14 protein-coding genes, 2 pseudogenes and 1 riboswitch are annotated in these 19,419 nt (G+C 71.4%); of the genes and pseudogenes, 11 read left to right on the top strand and 5 right to left on the bottom strand.

The features are described 5' to 3' along the window. Positions 1-4 precede the first annotated feature (4 nt). Complete coding sequence (locus ACY34K_RS31610; RefSeq protein WP_462753279.1) at positions 5-2,062, bottom strand: DUF4139 domain-containing protein; 2,058 nt, start codon at positions 2,060-2,062, stop codon at positions 5-7. A 182-nt stretch (positions 2,063-2,244) separates the two neighbouring features. On the opposite strand from ACY34K_RS31610, the pseudogene ACY34K_RS31605 reads away from it, so the two are divergent. Beyond that, a pseudogene (locus tag ACY34K_RS31605) lies at positions 2,245-2,439 on the top strand (GNAT family N-acetyltransferase); the annotation flags it as partial. Positions 2,440-2,532: 93 nt separating this feature from the next. Here the strand turns inward: ACY34K_RS31605 and ACY34K_RS31600 are convergent. Beyond that, positions 2,533-3,708: pseudogene (locus tag ACY34K_RS31600) on the bottom strand (lactonase family protein); the annotation flags it as partial. Positions 3,709-3,789: 81 nt separating this feature from the next. Here ACY34K_RS31600 and ACY34K_RS31595 point away from each other — a divergent pair. The 6 genes from ACY34K_RS31595 (at position 3,790) to ACY34K_RS31570 (ending at position 13,990) form a co-directional block, all read left to right on the top strand. Next, the gene (locus ACY34K_RS31595; protein ID WP_462753277.1) at positions 3,790-4,962 is read left to right on the top strand and encodes a polysaccharide pyruvyl transferase family protein; all 1,173 of its coding nucleotides are present in this window, start codon (positions 3,790-3,792) and stop codon (positions 4,960-4,962) included. Positions 4,963-4,994: 32 nt separating this feature from the next. Further along, entirely contained in the window at positions 4,995-6,404 is a 1,410-nt protein-coding gene (locus ACY34K_RS31590; RefSeq protein WP_462753275.1) for an FAD-dependent oxidoreductase, read from the top strand. 102 nt (positions 6,405-6,506) lie between these two features. Next, the gene (polX, locus tag ACY34K_RS31585) at positions 6,507-8,243 is read left to right on the top strand and encodes a DNA polymerase/3'-5' exonuclease PolX (RefSeq protein WP_462753273.1); all 1,737 of its coding nucleotides are present in this window, start codon (positions 6,507-6,509) and stop codon (positions 8,241-8,243) included. A gap of 316 nt (positions 8,244-8,559) precedes the next feature. After that, on the top strand, positions 8,560-9,600 hold the full coding sequence (locus ACY34K_RS31580) for a terpene synthase family protein (RefSeq protein WP_462753271.1): 1,041 nt from the start codon (positions 8,560-8,562) through the stop codon (positions 9,598-9,600). A 22-nt stretch (positions 9,601-9,622) separates the two neighbouring features. Further along, the gene (locus ACY34K_RS31575) at positions 9,623-10,966 is read left to right on the top strand and encodes a cytochrome P450 (RefSeq protein WP_462753269.1); all 1,344 of its coding nucleotides are present in this window, start codon (positions 9,623-9,625) and stop codon (positions 10,964-10,966) included. Between the two features lie 126 nt (positions 10,967-11,092). Next, the gene (locus ACY34K_RS31570; protein ID WP_462753267.1) at positions 11,093-13,990 is read left to right on the top strand and encodes an ATP-binding protein; all 2,898 of its coding nucleotides are present in this window, start codon (positions 11,093-11,095) and stop codon (positions 13,988-13,990) included. 10 nt (positions 13,991-14,000) lie between these two features. On the opposite strand, the gene ACY34K_RS31565 is transcribed toward ACY34K_RS31570, so the two are convergent. Continuing rightward, a complete protein-coding gene (locus ACY34K_RS31565) occupies positions 14,001-14,669 on the bottom strand; it encodes a permease prefix domain 1-containing protein (RefSeq protein ID WP_462753265.1) in 669 nt (222 codons plus the stop codon). Beyond that, positions 14,666-15,007 (bottom strand): PadR family transcriptional regulator, encoded by a 342-nt coding sequence (locus ACY34K_RS31560; protein ID WP_462753263.1) that lies wholly within the window; start codon positions 15,005-15,007, stop codon positions 14,666-14,668. Before ACY34K_RS31560 ends, ACY34K_RS31565 begins: the two co-directional genes overlap by 4 nt. 84 nt (positions 15,008-15,091) lie before the next feature. Between ACY34K_RS31560 and ACY34K_RS31555 the strand changes: the two genes are divergently transcribed. The 4 genes from ACY34K_RS31555 (at position 15,092) to ACY34K_RS31540 (ending at position 17,693) form a co-directional block, all read left to right on the top strand. Then, positions 15,092-15,565 carry a hypothetical protein gene (locus ACY34K_RS31555; protein WP_462753261.1) on the top strand — a complete coding sequence of 158 codons (474 nt, stop codon included), beginning with the start codon at positions 15,092-15,094 and terminating at the stop codon, positions 15,563-15,565. A gap of 133 nt (positions 15,566-15,698) precedes the next feature. After that, positions 15,699-16,271, top strand: a complete 573-nt coding sequence (locus ACY34K_RS31550) for an antibiotic biosynthesis monooxygenase (protein ID WP_462753259.1) — start codon at positions 15,699-15,701, stop codon at positions 16,269-16,271. A gap of 174 nt (positions 16,272-16,445) precedes the next feature. Continuing rightward, positions 16,446-17,018 (top strand): helix-turn-helix domain-containing protein, encoded by a 573-nt coding sequence (locus ACY34K_RS31545; RefSeq protein ID WP_462753257.1) that lies wholly within the window; start codon positions 16,446-16,448, stop codon positions 17,016-17,018. A 90-nt stretch (positions 17,019-17,108) separates the two neighbouring features. Next, positions 17,109-17,693, top strand: coding sequence for an RICIN domain-containing protein (locus ACY34K_RS31540; protein WP_462753255.1), 585 nt, complete (start codon positions 17,109-17,111; stop codon positions 17,691-17,693). A gap of 75 nt (positions 17,694-17,768) precedes the next feature. On the opposite strand, the gene ACY34K_RS31535 is transcribed toward ACY34K_RS31540, so the two are convergent. Further along, positions 17,769-18,608, bottom strand: a complete 840-nt coding sequence (locus ACY34K_RS31535; RefSeq protein WP_462753253.1) for a LysM peptidoglycan-binding domain-containing protein — start codon at positions 18,606-18,608, stop codon at positions 17,769-17,771. A 4-nt stretch (positions 18,609-18,612) separates the two neighbouring features. Then, positions 18,613-18,767, bottom strand: a riboswitch (cyclic di-AMP (ydaO/yuaA leader). Positions 18,768-19,419: the final 652 nt, after the last annotated feature.

Here is a 19,419-nt window from a genome sequence, read left to right as displayed (position 1 = left end):
TGTGTCAGCTCCTGCGGTTGCCGCCGACCAGGGCTTTGCCGGCCGGGATGCGGATCTCGTAGCCGCCGTCGAGGGCGGTGGTGCCGCCGGCGGGCAGTTCCACCCGCCAGACGCGGGTGCCCGGGGCGTGGTGCTCGGCGCCCTCCTCCGGTGCCGTCCAGTCGGCCCGCTCCTCGATCCGGACGTCCGGTTCGGAGGTCACCGGCACCCGTTCACGGACCTCCACGGTGACGGGCCTCGCGAGCCGGTTGGCCAGCTCCACGTGGACCCGGTGGTCGAGCACGGTGGTGTTGCCCCGCAGACCCGACGTCGACTCGCGCACGTGGGTACGGCGGGTGACCCGGATGCCCTCGGCCGGCCCGAGCCCCACCCGGCTGACCCCGCCCGGGGGGAGCGTGGGCAGTGCCGCGGTCAGCAGGAAGTCGTCGTCGACGCCGACCTCCACCGGTCCGGCCAGCAGGGCCTGGTCGGTGGCGTTGGAGAGCACCAGCGTCGCGTACACGGTCTGCTCCACGGACGGCACGCAGAGGTACTCGGTGCGCAGACCGACCGGGATCTCGCCGACCGTGACGGTGTGCCAGGTGCCGTCCGACGGGACGTCGGCCCGGGCGGCGGCGTCGAAGCGGTGGTCGAAGGACCCCGCCGACTCGCGGGGTCGTACGGCGTGCCCGGGCAGCGGCAGCGCGGCCACCGCTTCGGCGCGGCGGCGGTACTCGGTCGCCACCGCGTCGCCGGGGGAGCCCGGGAACAGCCGGCCCCTGCGGTCACCCCGTTCGTCGGGGCCGCTGAGGACCAGCGCGGCGTAGTCGAGCTCGGCGCCGCTCGGCTGCGGGGGACCGGCCGCCGGAGGCGGTGGCGGGGCGGCCGGGGCGGGAGCCGCCGCGGCCGCGGGCCGGGGCGGGGCCGCGCCGGGAGCCGCCGGTGCGAGCGGGACGGGAGCCCCCGCGAAGGACCCGGCGCCGGCACGCGGCCTGCCGCCCGGTCGCGGACGGGCCGGCTGCGCGAGCTCGGCCGCCCCGCCGTAGCCCTGCGGCGCCGGCGGTGGCGGTGGCGGTGGCGGCGCGACCGGACCCGGCGCGGCCACGGCCCCGGGAGCGGAGCCGACGGCCGCCGCACGCGCGGCGGCCGGGACGGGGCGGGGGCCGGCCGCCTCGTACCCGGTGAACAGGCCGGCGAGCCCGGCCGGAGGCTCCCGCCAGCCGGAAGGCGCGGGGGCGGGCTGACGGCGCCCGATCCGGACCGAGCGGAGCTTCGGCAGGTCGGTGCGGCGCCGCAGGTCGGCGGTGGCCAGGGCGATGCGCACGCCGGTCCAGTCCTCGCCGGTGCGCTGGGCGACCGAAGCGCGCAGCACCAGACGTCCGGTGCCGTCACCCTGACGGTGGGTGAGACGGTAGGCCGGCACCCAGACGGCGCCCGGCACCCCGTACTCCAGCTCCAGCCGCACCTCCCCGTCACCGGCGCCGTCAAGGGTCAGGACCGCCGAGACCGTGGTGTCCACATGCGCCGACGGGGCGTCGGTGGAGGCGCGGGCGAGCCGGTCCGACGCGGCGTCGAGCTCGCGCTCGACACGGACCAGTGCCTCCTCCAGCTCGACGAGGCGCGTGTGCAGCCCCGTGAGCCGCTCCTCGACGAAGTCGGCGAGCCCCAGCCACGCGTCCACCGGGGTGCGGCGGTGCGGATCATCGCGCCTGCGGGCCGGCGGCACCGGTTGCAGACCCCTGACTTCCTCGATCAGGACCGCCTGCCGGTCCCGGCGGCCCCGCGCCGCCGCGCACGCGTCGCTCAGCCGCTCGACCTCGCGGCGCAGTTCGTCGGGCGTGCCGCCGGTGGCGACCGGTGCCGCCTCGACCTCCACCCGGGCCTCGGTGACCCGGACCCCGGCATCGCCCAGGACGCGGGCGCGCAGCGAGCCCGGGTCCAGCGAGCGGGGCAGCCCCGACACCCGCAGCCGGCCGTCCGGAGGAACGCTGCCCCGGGCCAGCCGGCGGCAGAGCGCGCCCCGCGCGTACACCACGACCGAATCGAGGGTCGATTCCCACCTCGGTGAAGTTCCAGCCGTCATGTGCCCCGCCCCCCGCGCCGCGTCCATGCTGAGCGAAGCCTACGCCCGAGTGCCCGCGCGGTGGTGTCCGGGCCCGTCGGACCGGTGGAACTTCCGGCCGGTGCCGACGCGTTGGGTCGTACGGTCCCCCCGCGCGTCCCCGGGCATCAGCGACGCGACCGCACCGACCCCGAGGTACCCCGATGATCACCTGGCGCCGGATCGGCGAAGACGACTTCCCGCGGCTGAGGCAGTGGCTGGCGCAGCCGCACGTCGCACGCTGGTGGAACCACGACACGTCCCCCGAAGGCGTGGAGCGGGACTTCGGCCCCGCGGCCCGGGGACTGGAACCGTCCGACGACCTGCTCGTCATGCTCGACGGCGACCCCGTCGGCCTCGTGCAGCGATGCCGGTTCGCCGACTATCCGCCGGACCGGATCCACGTCGAACCAGGTGATGTCCCCGGACCACTCGTTGGCTACGTACAGCCGGCGCCCCGCCGGGTCGGCGACCAGATCGCGCGGCCAGACACCCCCGCAGTCCACCACGTCGGTGAGACGGGGCTTGGCGGGGCCGTCGGACAGGGAGAACGTGAGAAGCGTGTTGCTGCCGCGCACCGCGGCCCACACGAAGCGCCCGTCGGGGGCGACGTGCACGACCGACGGGCAGGCCCGGGTGCCGTCGGGGAGGCCGTCGGAGCCGATCGCGACCTCCACGAGAGGTTCGAGGCGGCCGGCGGCGCCGTCCCAGCGGCAGACGGTGACCTGCGGTTCCAGCTCGTGCAGGACGTACACCGTCTCGCCGTCCGGGTGGAAGGCGAGATGTCGGGGGCCGGAGCCCGGGCGCAGGGCGGTCTCCGTGTGCCCCCGCAGCCGGCCGGTGGCCCGGTCCAGCGCGCAGACCCGTACCGAGTCGGTGCCGAGGTCCACGCTGAGCACCCAGCGGCCGCCGGGGCCGGACAGCACCTGGTGGGCGTGCGGTCCCTCCTGCCGGCCGGCGTCGGGACCGGAGCCCTGGTGGGCGAAGACTTCCGCGGGGCCCGACAGGCTGCCGTCCCCGGACACGGCCAGGCTGCTGACGCTGCCCGAGGTGTAGTTGGCGGTCAGCAGCCGGTCCCCGGCCAGACAGAGATGGGTGGGGCCCGACGCGTCCACCTCCACCACCGGGCCGAGAGCGGTCAGGCCCCCGGGACCCGGCCGGAAGGCGCCCACCGCGCCGGGCTCGGTCTCGCTGACCGCGTAGAGCACCCCGGTGTTCCGGTCGAGGGCCAGGGCGGAGGGGTTCACGAACGGATCGACGGCCGTGCGCGGTGCCGGCGCACCCGTCACGGGGTCCACGGCCGCGACCGTGATGCCCCGGCCGCCGCCCGAGGTGAACGAGCCGATGTACGCCCAGCGTGTGCCAGTCACAGGATGCCCTCTCCGCCGTTGCCGACCCGCCCGGCCCGACGGCCGGCCAGGTCCATCGTCACCTCGGACGGCCGCCACCGGCGCGGGAGCGCGGCCCTTCGGGTGAACGCGCGGATCGCGGGGACCGGGCCCTTCGACGACCCCCCGGAAGCCGGGGGAGCGCAAAGGACCACCGCCGCGCGGCCCGGCCCGTCTGGAGAGGCGGGACACATCTCCATGGGGTGAACTGGTGGATGAGTGCACCAACGGGTACGGCATGGCAGTCGCACGGCACAGCTCATCGGCTCGGTGCCAGGCCGGTACCCCCGGTACCGGTGAAACCCGCGAGGGGGACGGACCATGGGCGACGGAAGCAGTGTGACCGTAGGCGTGCTGGGCTCCTACGGGGGCCGCAACGTGGGCGACGAGGCCATCCTCACCGCCCTGCTGGACCGCGTCAGGACCGGGCGTCCCGACGCCCGCCTCGTGGTCTTCTCCCGCAACCCCGACCACAGCCGCAGCATCCACCCGGACGTCGAGGTGGTCGCCTGGGAGGGCGTGTGCCGGGAGCGGATCTCCGAGCACCTGCGCGGCCTCGGCGTCCTCGTCCTCGGCGGCGGCGGCATCCTGTACAACACCGAGGCACGCCGCTACCTGAGACTGGTCCGGACCGCCCAGGACCACGGCATCCCCGTCTTCACCTACGCCGTGGGAGCCGGCCCGCTCACCGACGAGGTGGACTGCGCGTGGGTCCGCGAGACCCTCTCCGAGGCGGCCGAGGTGACGGTCCGCGACGAGGAGTCCCGGCTGGTCCTGGAAGAGGCCGGGCTGAACAGGCCGGTCACCGTCACCGCCGACCCGGCGCTGCTGCTCACCCCGGGGGACACCGGCGGGGAACTGCTGCGGGCCGAAGCCGTGCCGCTCGGAGTGCGGCTCGTGGGGATGAGCGTGCGCGAGCCCGGCCGCGCCGCCGAGCACCTCGACGAGGAGGGCTACCACCAACTCCTCGCGAACGTGGGCGACTTCCTCGTCCACCGGCTCGATGCCCATGTCGTCTTCGTGCCCATGGAGCGCGACGACATCCGTCACTCCCACGCGGTGGTGTCCCACATGGCCGACGCCGACCGCTGCACGGTGCTGCACGGGAGCTACCGCCCGCAACAGGTCCTCGACATCGTCAAACAGCTGGACCTGGCCATCGGCATGAGGCTGCACTTCCTGATTTTCGCCACCCTCGCGGGCATCCCCCTCCTGCCCCTGCCCTACGCGGGCAAGGTCTTCGACTTCGCCCAGCAGATCGGCGCCCCCGCCCTGCGGGGCGTGGTCCGGGAGACCGCGGGACTGCTCCTGGCGGAAGTGGACCGGCTGTGGGACGAGCGGCCCGTCCGGGCGGCCCACACGGCGGCCCGGACGGCCGCGATGCAGCTGCGGGCGGCCCAGACCGCCGACCGGCTCCTCGCGTACCTGGACCGCACCGTCCCCCGCTCCGTCGTCCACCACCCCGCGCCGGCCGCCGCGACGGCGACCGGCTGATCCGCGGCCCCACGTTCCCCGAGGGAGGAACCGTGTCCTATCTGATGCCGCCCCGAATACCCCGGAGCGTGGAGCTGCCGCCACGCTCTGCCGTGCACGCGGGCTCCGTCCAGGTGCTGGTGATAGGCGGCGGACCGGCCGGTATCGGCGCGGCCCTCGGCGCCGCCAACGCGGGCGCCGAGGTGGTCCTCGTCGAGCGGTACGGATTCCTCGGCGGCAACGCGACGGCGGCACTGGTCATGCCGCTGATGAGCTTCCACAACGAGATGAAGCAGGCCGTGCCCGGCGATGCGGGGCGTCTGCTGCCGCCGGACCACGGGGAGGGCGAGCCGGTCGTCGGCGGTGTGCTGTGGGTGCTGCTCGAAGCGCTGGTGCGCGCGCGAGCGGCGATCCGCCCCTCGCTGGAGACCGGCTACACGGTGCCCTTCGACGCGGAACTGTTCAAGCTGGTGGCGTACGAGCTGCTGGAGAACCACGAGGTCCGGACGCTGCTGCACGCCTTCGCCTCCGGCATCATCGACCTTCCCGACCGCGCACGGGCCGTCTTCGAGACGAAGTCGGGACCGGTTGTCATGGACGCGGACGTGATCGTCGACTGCACCGGCGACGGCGACATCGCGGCAGCGGCCGGAGCCGAGTACGAGATCGGCCGGCCCGAGGACGGCTGGACACAGCCGATGACGCTGATGTTCCGCATGGTCCGCTTCGACCAGGAGCAGTTCGCCGCCTACGCCCGTGACCACCCCGACCAGTGGAAGGGCGTGCACGGGCTGTGGGACCTGGTGCGTGCCGCCACGGACGCCGGGGAACTGGACCTGCCGCGTGAGGACATACTCTTCTTCGCCACCCCCAACCAGGGCGAGGTCGCGGTCAACTCCACCCGCGTCACAGAGGTCCTCGGCACCAGCGTCTGGGACCTCACCCGCGCCGAGTTCACCGCCCACCGCCAGATGGCGCAGATCGCCCGCTTCCTGCGCAGCCGGGTGCCCGGCTTCGCCGACTCGTACGTCGTCCAGAGCGGTGTGCAGGTCGGGGTCCGGGAGACCCGCCGGATCGTGGGCGAATACCGGCTGACGGGAGAGGACGTGCTGACCGCCCGCAAGTTCGGCGACGCCGTCGCCCGCGGCGCCTACCCGGTGGACATCCACAACCCCAGCGGCCGGGGCACCACGCTCAAGCGGCTCCCGCGCGGCGAGTCCTACGACATCCCCCTGCGCTGCCTCTTCCCCCGCGACGTGGACCGGGTCCTGGTCGCCGGCCGCTGCATCTCCGGCGACCACGTGGCCCACTCCTCCTACCGCGTCATGCCGATCTCGATGGCCACCGGACAGGCGGCGGGCGTCTGCGCGGCCCTCGCGGCGGTCCGGGGCAAACGCCCCCGGGAGATCCCGGCCGACGCCGTGCGGGGGGAGCTCCGCGCCCAGGGCGCGAACCTCCCGTAGCGTCTCCGCGTCCTTGCGCCCTCCCGTTCCCCCGTCTCCGCGTCCCCGGGACCGCGTGCCGGTCGGCGTGCCCGGTCCCGCCGGGCGGGGCACTCTGGAGATATGGCCCGAGCCAACGAGGAGGTCGAAGCGCTGCTCCAGGAGTACGCGGACCTCATCGCCATCACCGGTGGTGACGCCTTCAAGGCGCGTGCCTACGAAAAGGCCGCCCGCGCCATCGGCGGCCACCACGCCGACGTGTCGAAACTCGACGCCAAGGGGCTGCGGGAGATCCCCAACGTGGGGAAGTCGATCGCCGACAAGGTCGTCGAGTACCTGCACTCGGGCCAGATCTCCACCGTCGAGGAGACCAGGGCCTCGATCCCCGCCGGCGTGCGCGAGCTCATCACGATCCCCACGCTCGGGCCGAAGAAGGCCATGGTCCTCCACGAGGAACTGGGCATCTCCTCCGTCGACCAACTGCTCGACGCCATCCACCAGGAGCGGCTGCGCGACCTCAAGGGGTTCGGCGAGAAGACCGAGGCGAACATCCTGCACGGCGTCGCGCTCATGCAGAAGGCGGGGGAGGGCCGGATCCTCATCAACGCCGCCATGGACGTCGCCGAACAGATCGTCGCGGACCTGTCCACGATCCCCGGCTGCGCCCGCTGCACCTACGCCGGGTCGCTGCGCCGGATGCGGGAGACGATCGGGGACATCGACATCCTGGTCGCGGCGGACGAGTCGGCGCCGTTCATGGCTGCCCTCGGCTCGCTCCCGCACACCGCCGAGATCATCGCCCACGGCGAGAAGAAGACGTCGATCCGCACCACCAAGGGCCTCCAGGTGGACCTCCGGGTGCTGCCACCGCGCTCGTGGGGAGCGGGACTCCAGTACTTCACCGGATCCAAGGCGCACAACATCCGCACGCGCGAGATGGCCGTGCACCGCAAGCTCAAGCTGTCCGAATACGGCCTCTTCCACGCCAAGAGCGGCAGGATGATCACCTCGGAGACCGAGGAGGAGATCTACGAGCGGCTCGGACTGCCGTGGATCCCGCCGCCGCTGCGCGAGGACCGGGGGGAGATCGCGGCCGGGCTGCGGGGCGAATTGCCCGATCTCGTCGCCGAGAGCGACATCCGCGGCGACCTGCACACCCACACCGATCTCACCGACGGCCTCGCCCCCCTGGAGGACATGGTCGCGGCGGCGGCCGAGCGCGGCTACGCGTACTACGCCGTCACCGACCACGCCCCGAACCTCTACATGCAGCGCATGACGGACGAGAAGATGCTCGCGCAGCGCGAGCGCGTGCGGGAGCTGGACCGCAAGCACCACGGCATGCGACTGCTGCACGGCACGGAGCTCAACATCGACCCGGACGGCGAGGTCGACTGGCCGGGTGACTTCCTCGCGCGGTTCGACCTGTGCGTGGCGTCGGTGCACTCCCACTTCAACCAGAGCCGGCAGGCCCTGACCCGTCGTCTGGTACGCGCCTGCGAGAACCCGTACGTCGCCGTCATCGGCCATCCGACGACCCGCCGGATCGGCAAACGCCCCGGCCTGGACGCCGACTTCGACGCGGTGTTCGAGGCATGTGCCGCGACCGGCACGGCCCTGGAGATCAACGCACACCCGGAGCGGCTCGACCTGCGCGACGAGGACATCCTGCGTGCGAAGCGGTACGGCGTGAAATTCGCGGTGAACTCCGACGCGCACTCCATCACGCATCTGCCGTACCTGCGCTACGGGGTGGGGACCGCCCAGCGGGGGTGGCTGACGAAGGACGACGTGATCAACACCTGGCCGCTGACCAGGCTGCGGCGCTTCCTGCGCAAAGGAGGGCGTCTGTCCGCCTAGTTCCCCCGGCCGCTCGCGGGAGCAAGAAATATGGCATTCGCATATGACGTCCGGAATGCCTCTCCGGCAAATGCCAAAACCCCGCGCGTGCTCCGGGCAGGATTATATTGACAGTCGGCTCGACTGTGCGCGTTAATTGGCCACATGGGGTGCTCAGATGTGCTCATGCGGGTGAGTGAATCGCCGTATTCTGCGGCCAGAGTGATCGTGGAAGCTCCTGTGGTCCCATCGTAGTTGAGGTGTGATCGCCTGACCGTGAAAACGTGTTACGACAGCGGCGGGGAGTGTTCGATCCGGATTCCCCCTGGAGGGGACTATGGCCCTTCTTGACTCCTTCACAATTCCCGACTTCCATCTCCCCTTCGAGTGCTCCAAACATCCGCGAGCAGACCGGGCGAACGCCGAGGCGACATCGTGGGCGCTTCGCCACGGGCTGATCACGGAAGCCGCCGAGCAGTTCGCCGGCATCGGCTTCGGGCATCTGTCCGCGCGGGTCTGCCACGACACGCCCTACCGGCACGTCGTGCTGCTCGCCGAGTGGATGGCCTGGTCGTTCGTCCTCGACGACCAGCACGATCACCTCATCAGGACGGGGCGGCTGAAGGACTGGCGCCCCGTCAGCACCGCCATCACCGGGTACCTCGCCACGGGCAGGCTCAAGGGCACGACCCAGGTGCGCCGCAATCCGCTGGTGACCGGGTTCGTCGACCTGTGCGACCGCATCCTGGCCGAGTTGCCGCCGGGCATGCGCCGGCGCTACCAGGAGCATTTCCCCCGCATGCTGCGCTCCCTCGACCAGGAGGCCGTCAACCGCACCGCGGCCCGGCAGCCGATGATCGACGACTACATCCGCATGCGCCGGCACAGTTCCCAACTGCTGCCGATGATGGACATGGTGGAGGCCATGGTGGGGGCCGAAGTGGTCCCCGAGGTGTACGAGAGTCCCGCCTTCCAGGACCTCAAGGCCTGTGCGCTGGACGTCATCTCATGGGGGAACGACGTCTTCTCGCTGCGCAAGGAGTTCTCCTGCGGGGACAACAACAACCTCGTCTCCCTCCTCGCCTGGTGGAACGAGTGGTCACTGCCCGAGGCGGTGCTCGTGGTGAAGGAGCGCACACGGGCCCGTGTCCAGGACTTCCTGGCCGCCGCACAGGCGCTGCCCGGGGCGCTGGACGCGCTCGGAGTGACCGACCCGTCGGCGCGCGCGGGAGTCATGCGGTGCGTGAAGAGCTACGAGGACTGGATGATCGGCGCCGATGTGTGGCAGAGGTACGAGTGCACCCGCTACAGCGACGAACGGTGGGTCGCGGGGCTGGCGTCCGCGTACACCCGCCCCGATCTGGTTTCAGCGATCTGAGCGGCACGACGGAGGGTGGTCCATGGCGCGAGTCAACCGGTCACGAGGGGCGGCGGTGGCTCCGGGAAGGGTGCCCGTCCTCGGTCACGCGCTGGAGCTGTGGCGCAGGCCGATCACGCTCCTGGAGTCGCTGGGGCAGTACGGCGACGTCGTACGGCTCGACGTGGCCAACTGGCCCGTCCACGTGCTCACCAGCCCGGAGCTGATCCAGACCGTACTGGTCGGCGACGCGAAGAACTTCGGGCGGGGCAGGGTGTTCGAGAAACTGCGCCCGTTGTTCGGCAACGGTCTTCCGATGACCGACGGTGAGTTCCACCGCAAACAGCGCCGACTGCTGCAGCCGGCTTTCCACCGGAACCACATCACGGCCTACGCGGAGATGATGTGTCGGCAGGCGGAGGAGATGTCATCGTCGTGGACGGCGGGGAGAGAGATATCGGTGACCACGGAGATGCGGCGGTTCGCGCTCGCCTCCGTGGCGGAAATGATCTTTTCCGGCGATCTGGGGCGGTCGGCCGTCGAGGAAGTGCACCGCTCTTTCCCGATCCTCCTCGAGGGAATTCTCACGAGGGCGATCATGCCGAGGGCTCTGGACCGGTTACCGATCCCGGCGAACCGCAGGTTCGACGCGGCCGCCGCCCGGCTGCGCCGGATCATCGACGACGTGATCGCGGACTACGGCAGCGACACCTCGGACCGTGACAACTTCCTGTCCCTGCTGCTGTCGAGCGTGGATCCGGAGACGGGCGGCACGATGAGCGACGAGCAGCTCCGGGACGAAGTCATCGCCATCTTCTTCGCCGCGACGGAGACCTCCTCCACCGTGCTGTCCTGGACCTTTCACGAACTCGGCCGTCATCCCGAGGTGGAGAAGCGCCTGCACGCCGAAGTCGACGAAGTGCTCGGCGCCAGGCCGGTGGGGCCCTCCGACGTCGCGGCTCTCCCCTATACGAACAGTGTTTTCCAGGAGGCGCTTCGCCTGCACTCGCCACTTCTCTTCACCCGCCGCGCCCTGGTTCCCGTCGAACTCGGTGGGGTTTCGATTCCGGCCGGAGCGGAATTGGGGTACAGCCCCTACGCACTCCACCGGGATCCCGCGCTGTTCCGGGATCCCCTGAAATTCGACCCGGACCGCTGGAACACCGGTTCGGAGGACCGGCCCCGGCCGCACAGATTCATTCCGTTCGGAGCGGGTCAGCACAAATGCATCGGGGATTCCTTCGCGGTGGCGGAGATCGTGATCGCGATGGCGACCGTGGCCTCCCGGTGGCGTTTGGTCCCCGCTCCTGGAACCACAGTGCGGGAAGTGCCGGGAGGTATCCCGCAGCCTGATGCGTTGGCCATGATTCCGATCCCACGGAACTGACGGCGCGGCAGCGCAGGATACAGGCAGGAGTCCTGGGACAGGCAGTGTTCCCCGAAAAGGGTCACAGGAGGCATCACCTCGGCCCATCGCCCGTACACTCGGCCACACGCGCTGAGGGGACAAGAGGTGACACAGGCCGTGGAGCACCAAGGGCGGGCCAATCAGCCCATCCTCGAACGGGAATCCGAAGTTGCAGCAATCCGCAATGCTTTGGACGAATTGTGCGGGGCTTCGGCCACTGGCTCGGGCACGAGGCAGGGCGGTGTACTCGTCTTCGCGGCACCGGCCGGGCTCGGCAAGACCACCCTGCTCACCGAAGCCCGCCGGCGTGCCGCGGAACGCGGCTGCACGGTGCTGTTCGCGCGCGGCGGCGAGCAGGAAAGGCAGGTGCCCTTCCATGTGGTGCGCCAGCTGATCCAGCCCGCCTTCGCGCCCATGAGCGAGCAGGAGCACCAGGAACTCCTCGGGCACTGGTACGGAATCGTCGCCCCGGCGATCGGACTGACCGTCCCGCAGGACGGCGCGGCACCCGATCCGCAGGGTGTCCGCGACGGCCTCGACTGGGTCGTCACCCGGCTGTCGGTGCGCTCCACGCCCGTGGTACTCGTCCTCGACGACGCCCACTGGGCCGACGCCGAATCCCTCGCGTGGCTCACTGCCTTCGCCGCACGCGCCGAAGAGCTCGGCATGCTCATCATCGTGGCGTGCAGGCCCGACGAACTGCCCTCCGAAGCGGTGGTGCTGCACACCCTGGCATCGCGGAACGGTTCGCGCCCGCACCAGTTGGAGCCGCTCACGTCGAGCGCCGTGACCCGGCTGGTGCGCGGCGCGCTCGGCGAGGGCGCCGAGGATCAGTTCTGCCGCGAATGCTGGGCGATCACCGGTGGGAACCCCTTCGAAGTCGTCGAGCTCACCGCGAAGGGTCGTGAGCGGGGCCTGAAGCCGCGACAGGAGAACATTCCCCAACTCCACGACCTCGCCTCGGCCATCAAGGGCAGTGGCCTCATCGAGCGGCTGGAGCAGCACAGCCCCTCCACCGTCCGCCTCGCGTGGGCCGCCGCCGTGCTGGGCACCGGGATCTCCACGAGGATCGCGGCCAGTGTCGCCGCGCTCGGCGAGCGGCAGATGAACGAGGCCATCGAGCAGCTGTTCTCCGCCCGTATCCTGACCGTCCTGACCTCGATCCAGGGCGACCAGGTCGTGGAGTTCTTCCACCCGCTCGTCGCGACGGCCGTGTACCGGTCCATCCCGCCGGGAGTACGGGTCGCCATGCACGGCATGGCGGCGAAGGCGGTCATCGACGACGGCCTCGGAGCCGCGGCCGCCGCCCGTCACATGCTGGAGATGCATCCGGAGGGTGATCCCTGGGTCGTCCAGCACCTGCGCAAGGCCGCCCGGGAGAGTTTCTCCGCCGGAGCCCCCGACGCCGCGCGCCGGTATCTGGCCAGGGCGCTGCGTGAGCCGCCGGATCCGGAGGACAGGGCTCAGGTGCTGTTCGAGCTGGGCTCCGCAAGTCTTCTCCACGAACCCACCACGACGGTCAACCACCTGCGGGCCGCCCTGGAAGAGCCCGAGATCGAACAGAGCCTGCGGGAATCGGTCACCTACCGGCTCGCTCAAGCGCTTGCGCACACCGGGCAGTTGGCGCAGGCCACCGAGCTCCTCGCCGAGGAGGCCCGCCGGACCACCAACACGCGCGCCCGGCTCCGTATGCAGGCCGAGCAGTTCAAGTGGAACGCGGTCCGGGTCGACGAGCAGAACCCACCGGCGCGATCCCGCCTGCTCGCCCAGTTCGCGACGCGTCTCACCGGTGGCAGCCTCGCCGAACGCCACATCCTGGGGCTCCGGGGCTGGGACTGTGTCATGCGCAGCGAACCCGTGGGACGCGCCCTGCAGTATGCGGAGCAGGCTCTGGACGGCGGCTTGAGCTGGACCGACCAGGACTTCGGGTTCGAGGTGCCGGCGGTCGTCGCCCTCACCCTGATGTACTGCGACCAGCCGGGCAGGGCCGAAGAACAGTTCCACGACGCCATCGCCCAGTTCGAGGCCCGGGGGTGGCGCGGCGCGCATCTGTCCTTCGCCTACACCCTGCTCGGCTACGTCCGCTACCGGCGCGGACGGCTCGCCGAGGCGGAGGACTTCGTACGCCAGGGACTCGAAATCGCCAACAGGCTGGGTCCCGGCGTGCCCGCACACTGGCAGGCCGTCGGCACCCTCATCGAGACCCTGCTCGCTCGCGGCCACGTCACTGCGGCACAGAACGTCGCCGAGTCCTACCGCTTCGGAACGGACTTCCCGAACGCGGTCATCTACCCCGATCCGCAGGCCGCCTGGGGCAAGCTCCTGCTCGCCCGGGGCATGAACGACGAGGCCGAGCGGCAACTCGCCGAGGCCGGCCAGCGTCTCGACAACCGGGGCACGCGCAACCCGGCGTGGAGCCCCTGGCAGCTCGACCTGGCCCTCGCGCAGATGACGCACCAGCCCGAGAAGGCCCGTGCCACGGCGCAGGACGCCGTCGCGCGTGCCCGGGCGTTCGGCACGCCGAGCATCATCGGTCACGCACTGCGGGTCCAGGCCGCGACCTCCGAAACGGCCGACGCGGCCGTCCTGCTCCAGGAAGCCGTCGAGCACCTCGAGCAGTCACCGGCCGCGTACGAACTGGCCCATGCGCTCATCGACCACGGAACCGCCCTGCACGCGCTCGGCGACCTGGAGCGGGCGGCACACCAGATCTACTCCGGCCTGGACGTCGCGACCGCCTGCGGTGCCGAGTCCCTCGCGACCCGGGCGCGGGCCGAGCTCGCCGCCGCCGGTCTGCGTCCGCGTCGGCGACAAGTCACGGAACAGGACACCTTGTCCGAAGCGGAGAGCGCGGCGGCCCGCCACGCCGCGCACGGTCTCGACAACGCGGCGATCGCCGCCGGGCTGGGCATCGGCGAACAGGCGGTGTCGGAACTGCTGTCCGCGGTCTTCACGAAATTGGGCACCGACCGGGTGGGGCTGCCCCGCGCACTGGGCAGGTGAAGCGGGCCCGTCAGACCGCCAGACGGGCGCAGCGTCGGCAGGCGCGGGCCGATGTGGCCACGGCGGCGTGCGAGGCGGCGGCCAGCGCGCAGGCGCACGCGAGCAGCGGCCAGTTCGTGGCCAGGGCGGCGGCGGTCGCGAGGGCGAGTGTCGTGACCGCCATCGCGGCGCCGGCCGTGGTGCCTGCCCAGGCGACCGCCAGGGGCAGCCGTCGCGGCACGGGGAGCCTGCGGGCGAGTGCGCCGGTCGCCGCCAGTGCGGTCGCGGCGAGCACGGCGGCGAGGATCGTGACGCCCGCCAGCTGAGCGGCCAGCAGCTGGGCGGCGTGGGCCGGTTGCCAGGCCTGACCGTGATCGGCGGTCCGGGCCAGGTACCAGCAGGCGATCACGAAGGGGGCCGTCAGGATGACGGCCCGGGCGGTGTGCCGGGCCTGCGCGACGGTGAGTTCGCGCTGGCAGGCCGGTACCAGCTCCTCGACGGTTCCGAACTCGCTCACCGCCTGACGGGCGGCGTGCTCGTCGGGCGCTCCACCGGAGGCGTGGGCCGTGGCCGTGTCCTCCAGGCCGCCGCGGATCTCCTCGATCATCCGCCTCTTCGCCCGGGCCGGCCCGTGCAGGGCGGCGGTCAGGTCCGCCACGTACTCCGCGATGATGACCGTCCCCCGGTCGGCGGGGTTCATGTGGCCAGTCCGGGCGGCGTGCTGGGGTTCAGGACCGAACCGATCGCCGCCGTGAACTCGCTCCACGCAGTCCGCTCGCCGGCCAGGGCGCGACGCCCCGCGTCGGTGAGTTCGTAAGCGCGCCGGCGGCGTTCCCCGTCGGACTGCCAGCTGCTGGTCAGCAGCCCGACCCGCTCCAGCCGGTTCAGGGCCGGATAGATCGTGCCCGTCCGCAGCTCCAGTACGCCACCACTGCGGCGCTGCACCGCGGCGATGATCGCGTACCCGTGCAGGGGGCCGGATTCCAGCACGGCCAGCAGCAGTCCGTCGAGATGTCCTCGTACCGCGTCCGCCTTCATGAGTAGGCAGCCTACACGCCATAGGTGTAGGCAGTGTATGTATTGGCTGCCAATGTATCCAGCTCCGATCAGGAGGCTTGTGCCGTGACCAAGCTGCTGTTGTCCGTTCATGTCCTCGCGGCGATCGTGGCCGTGGGGTCGATCACCGTGGCGGCCTCGATGTTCCCGCGCTTCGCGCTGCGGGCGCTCGACGGCGAAGGAGAGGACGGGCGGTCCGCGGGGATCGCCGCACAACTGCACCGGATATGCAGCGGATACGCGCTGGCGGGTGTCGTCGTGCCGGTGTTCGGAATCGCCACCGGCGCCCAGCTCGGTGTCCTCACCGACACCTGGCTGATCGCCTCGCTCGTCCTGACCCTGATCGCCGCGGGCCTGCTCGGCCTGGCCATCCTGCCCGGCCAGCGGCGGCTGCTCGCCCTGGCCGGGGAACCGGCCGCCGCCACCGCCGCCGCGCCCGTCGCCACCCGCCTCACCATGCTCACCGGCGTCTTCAACGTCCTCTGGGCGGTGGTCGTGGTGCTGATGATCGTCCGCCCGGGCTCCACGACCGGGGCCTGACCCGCCGCCGTCGCGCGGGCCGGTCGCCTCGGGCGTGTTGCGAAAGTGGTGTCGTCCGCCCGGCCGGCCGGACGGGACTTTCGAAACACGCCCTAGAGTGGGTGCGGGCGCGGCACGAGCATGAGGAGAACATGTGACCGCGGTGACCCTTGAGCACACGGCCGTGCCCGCCGACACCGGCGAAGTGACCTTGCTGATCGCCCGGCAGGTCGAGCCCGGGTACGAGGTGGCCTTCGAGGAGTGGGCGCGGGGAATCCTCGCCAGCGCCGCCGGGTTCCCGGGGCACCTCGGCCACGGGCTGTTCCGGCCGTCCGCCGAAGGGGCGCCCTGGTTCCTCGTGCACCGTTTCCGGGACGACGCGGCATGCCGAGAGTGGCAGGAATCCCCCGAACGCGCCGCCTGGTTCGCGCAGTGCGAGGGGCACCACCACACCGAGGTGGCCCGGCGGACGCTGACCGGGATGGAGACCTGGTTCGCCGAGCCGGGTGCGACGACGCCCGCGCCGCCGCGCTGGAAGATGGCGGTCAGCGCGACCCTCGCCATCTATCCGATCTCGCTGCTCGGCAGCTACTTCCTGGTGCCGCACCTGACCGGGCTGCCCGTGGTGGTCAGCAGCGCCGTGATCGCCTGCGTCTTCAACGTCCTGATGACGTATGCGGCGATGCCGGCCGTGAGCAGGCTGCTCCGTGGCTGGCTGAGGGGGTGAACCCGGCCGTGCCCCGCCGGTCCTACCGCGTGTTCGCGCCACTCGGGCGGCGATGCGCTCCACCCCCGCCCGGCATGACTGGAAAACCCGTTGTGAGGGGGAATTCCCCCCACGAAGCTCATCCGCGCTGCCGGGCAAACGGCAACGGGGGCGACGGGTGGGAGGGGACACGGAATGGGGTGGACGGGGGACTTCCGTACGAGGGGTGCCGCGTCGCCGGACCCGGGAGCCGCACGGGGCGCCGAGCGGGCCGACCGGTGGCTGGCCCAGATCCTCGCCGCCCTCGTCGCGCACGGGGACGAACTGCGCCCACAGGACCTCAGCCGCCTGGGGCGTACGGCGCTCGACCTCGCGGCCGCCCGTGCCCAGCAGACCGACGCCCGCGGCGAGCCGTCCGCCGACACCCGCCGGCGGGCCATGCTCGCGCGGATCGACGCCTTCATCGAGCGCAATCTCGGGGACCCCGACCTCTCCCCGGCGGTCATCGCCGCGCACCACCACATCTCCGTGCGCGCGCTCCACTCGCTCTTCCGTCACCAGGGGGAGACCGTCGGTGCCTCGGTCCGCCGGCGCCGGCTGGAGCGCTGCCGGGCCGACCTCACCGATCCGCTGCTGCGGCACAGACCGATCAGCGTGATCGCCGCCAGGTGGGGGTTCCTGCGCCCGGCGGAGTTCAGCCGAGCCTTCCGCGGCCGATACGGCGTGACGCCCCGGCAGACCCGCCAGTCGGCGCTGAGTGACAAGTAATCCGGCACGCGGCGCGAAGAATCGCACCGCACCGCGCGCAAGGATGTGACCGCACCGCACACAGTGTCCGTCCGCGCAGAAGGAGGCACAGTGAACGGCACCACGCAGTTGTCGGGACCCGGAAGAGCGGCGCCCACCACGGTGGCGGGCCGGGTGGCGGCGGCGTTCGCGCTCGCCCTCGCCCTCGTGCTCGGCTCGGGGGCGCTGCCGGCGTCCGCCGCCGGTCAGGACGACACCGGGGCGGCGGCGGCCTTCCACTGGATCCGCAACGCCAACAGCAACCAGTGTCTCGCCGTGCCCGGCGGCAGCACCCAGCAGGGGACCGGGCTGATCCAGTGGGGCTGCGGCACCTGGAACGACCACTACTGGTCCATGGAGTACGCGTTCACCAGCGGTGGCCGTGACTACTACCGCATTCGCAACCTCAACAGCAACCGGACGCAGTGCCTCGCCGTGCCCGGCGGCAGCACCCAGGCGGGTACGCAGGTCATCCAGTGGCCGTGCGGCACCTGGGCGGACCACTACTGGGGCGTGGAGAACACCAGCAGCGGCAAGCGGCTGGTGAACCGCAAGAGCGGGCAGTGCCTGGCCGTCGAGGGCGGCAGCCTCCAGGCCGGCGCCCGGGTCATCCAGTGGCCCTGCGGCACCTGGCGGGACCACTACTGGTACTGGTGACCCACCCCGCGAACACCGGAACGGTACCGGCCGCGGTGAGCGGCCGGTACCGTCGCGTAGGCGGGGGACGGACCGTCAGTAGGGGCCGTTCACATTGTCGATGGAGCCGTACCGGTCGGCGGCGTAGTTGCACGCGGCCGTGATGTTGGCGACCGGGTCGTAGGCGTCCAGCGGCGTGCCGGGCACGTGGTAGGCCAGGAACGTCGGCTCGATGACCTGCAGGAGTCCCTTGGACGGCGTTCCGGCCGCGGCGTTGGAGTCCCAGTTGTTGATGGCGAGCGGATTGCCGGAGGACTCGCGCATGATGTTGCGGTGGATGCCCTCGTACGTGCCGGGGATCCCGTGCCGGGCCATGATGTCCAGCGACTCCTTGATCCAGCCGTCGAGGTTGTTGGCGTAGGCCGGCTTGGCGGCGGCCGGGGCGGCCTTCGGCGGGGCGCTCTTGCGCGCCGAACGGTCCGCACGCTCGGCCGCGGCGGGCTTCGCGGGCTTCGCAGCCTTCGCGGCCTTCTTGGCCTTCGCCGGCGCGGCGGCCTTCTTGCCGATCGTGAGCTTCAGACCGGGGTGGATCAGCGCGGGGTCGTCACCGACGGCCTTCCGGTTGTCCTTGTAGAGCCGCTTCCAGCCGCCGCTCAGCGAGTGGTCCTCGGCGATTCCGGAAAGCGAGTCGCCGGCGACGACGGTATAGATCTTCGGGGCGGCTTTACCGGCCCCTGCGGGGGCAGCGGCAGGAGTCTTCTTTGCGGCAGTGATCGCGGAAGCGCTGACGGAATGCGCGGCATTCGGAGCTGCTTCGGCGGCGGTGGCCCCGATCATCGGAAGGGCCAGGGCGGCGCTTCCCGTTCCTGCGACGACGGCGAAACCGCGGTGGAGCGGATTGTTCTTGGGACGACGGTGCTTACCCTTTGCGGGCATGGCGGATTCCTCTCCGTCGCCTGCGAGGTGAGCTGTCGGGTTCGGGCTGGAGCTGCCCGGTCGCACGTGACGTGCGACTTCACCCCAAGCCGGTCCGGTGCCCGGATCGGCGGCTTACCTGGGTCCCCCGCTCCTGCCGTACGTGGGTGGGTGAGCGGTCTCCGGGCGGCGGCAGGATTCGGCGGTCCGTCCGGGTGTGTCGGTGACCGTAAGCGAGAGCGGCACGCCCGAACAAGAGCCGCATTCCGCAGTACGGTCCGAACGTCCCCACTTGCCGCGCGATTTCCCGCCGCTTGCCGCCTTCTCTCTGCTCAACTTTCCTTCTGCAAAAAGGAAATGGAGTCGGATCGAGAGGCTGTGCCGGAGTGACGGAAGTGACCCATCTCACGGCGTGGTCGTACAACCAACGGCCCCTCAACGTCTCTCCGAACACGGCAAGTTGGGTGAAATGCACCTATGTGTCGATTCGCGGGCGATATGCCAGTGGTGGCATTAATTCGATGAAAATCGGACCAAAGGTGCGGACCGCCCGGGTCGCTCCGCAGTCACTCGCGAGGAAATGCCGCCCCTGAAGTCGGGGTGGGCGACCCTGATCGGTTCCGGGCGGCTCGGTCTCCGCCGGGCATCGGCTCTTACGGCCGGATGAGGCCTCGTCCTGTCGTCAGGGGCCGAGGGGGTGCATGCATATGGCAGATTTGTCCTGTTCGTCCAAGACGGCGCCGTTCGATCGGGATGCGCATGACGATGCCGGGCGACATGGCGTCCCCTCGCCCCGATCATCCAGGCACTCGGCGAAGCGGGGCCTGTTCCG

The organism is Streptomyces sp. STAM6 (assembly GCF_054963715.1).
Note: the sequence above shows the minus strand (reverse complement) of the source record. Positions and strands in the feature narration are given on the sequence as shown.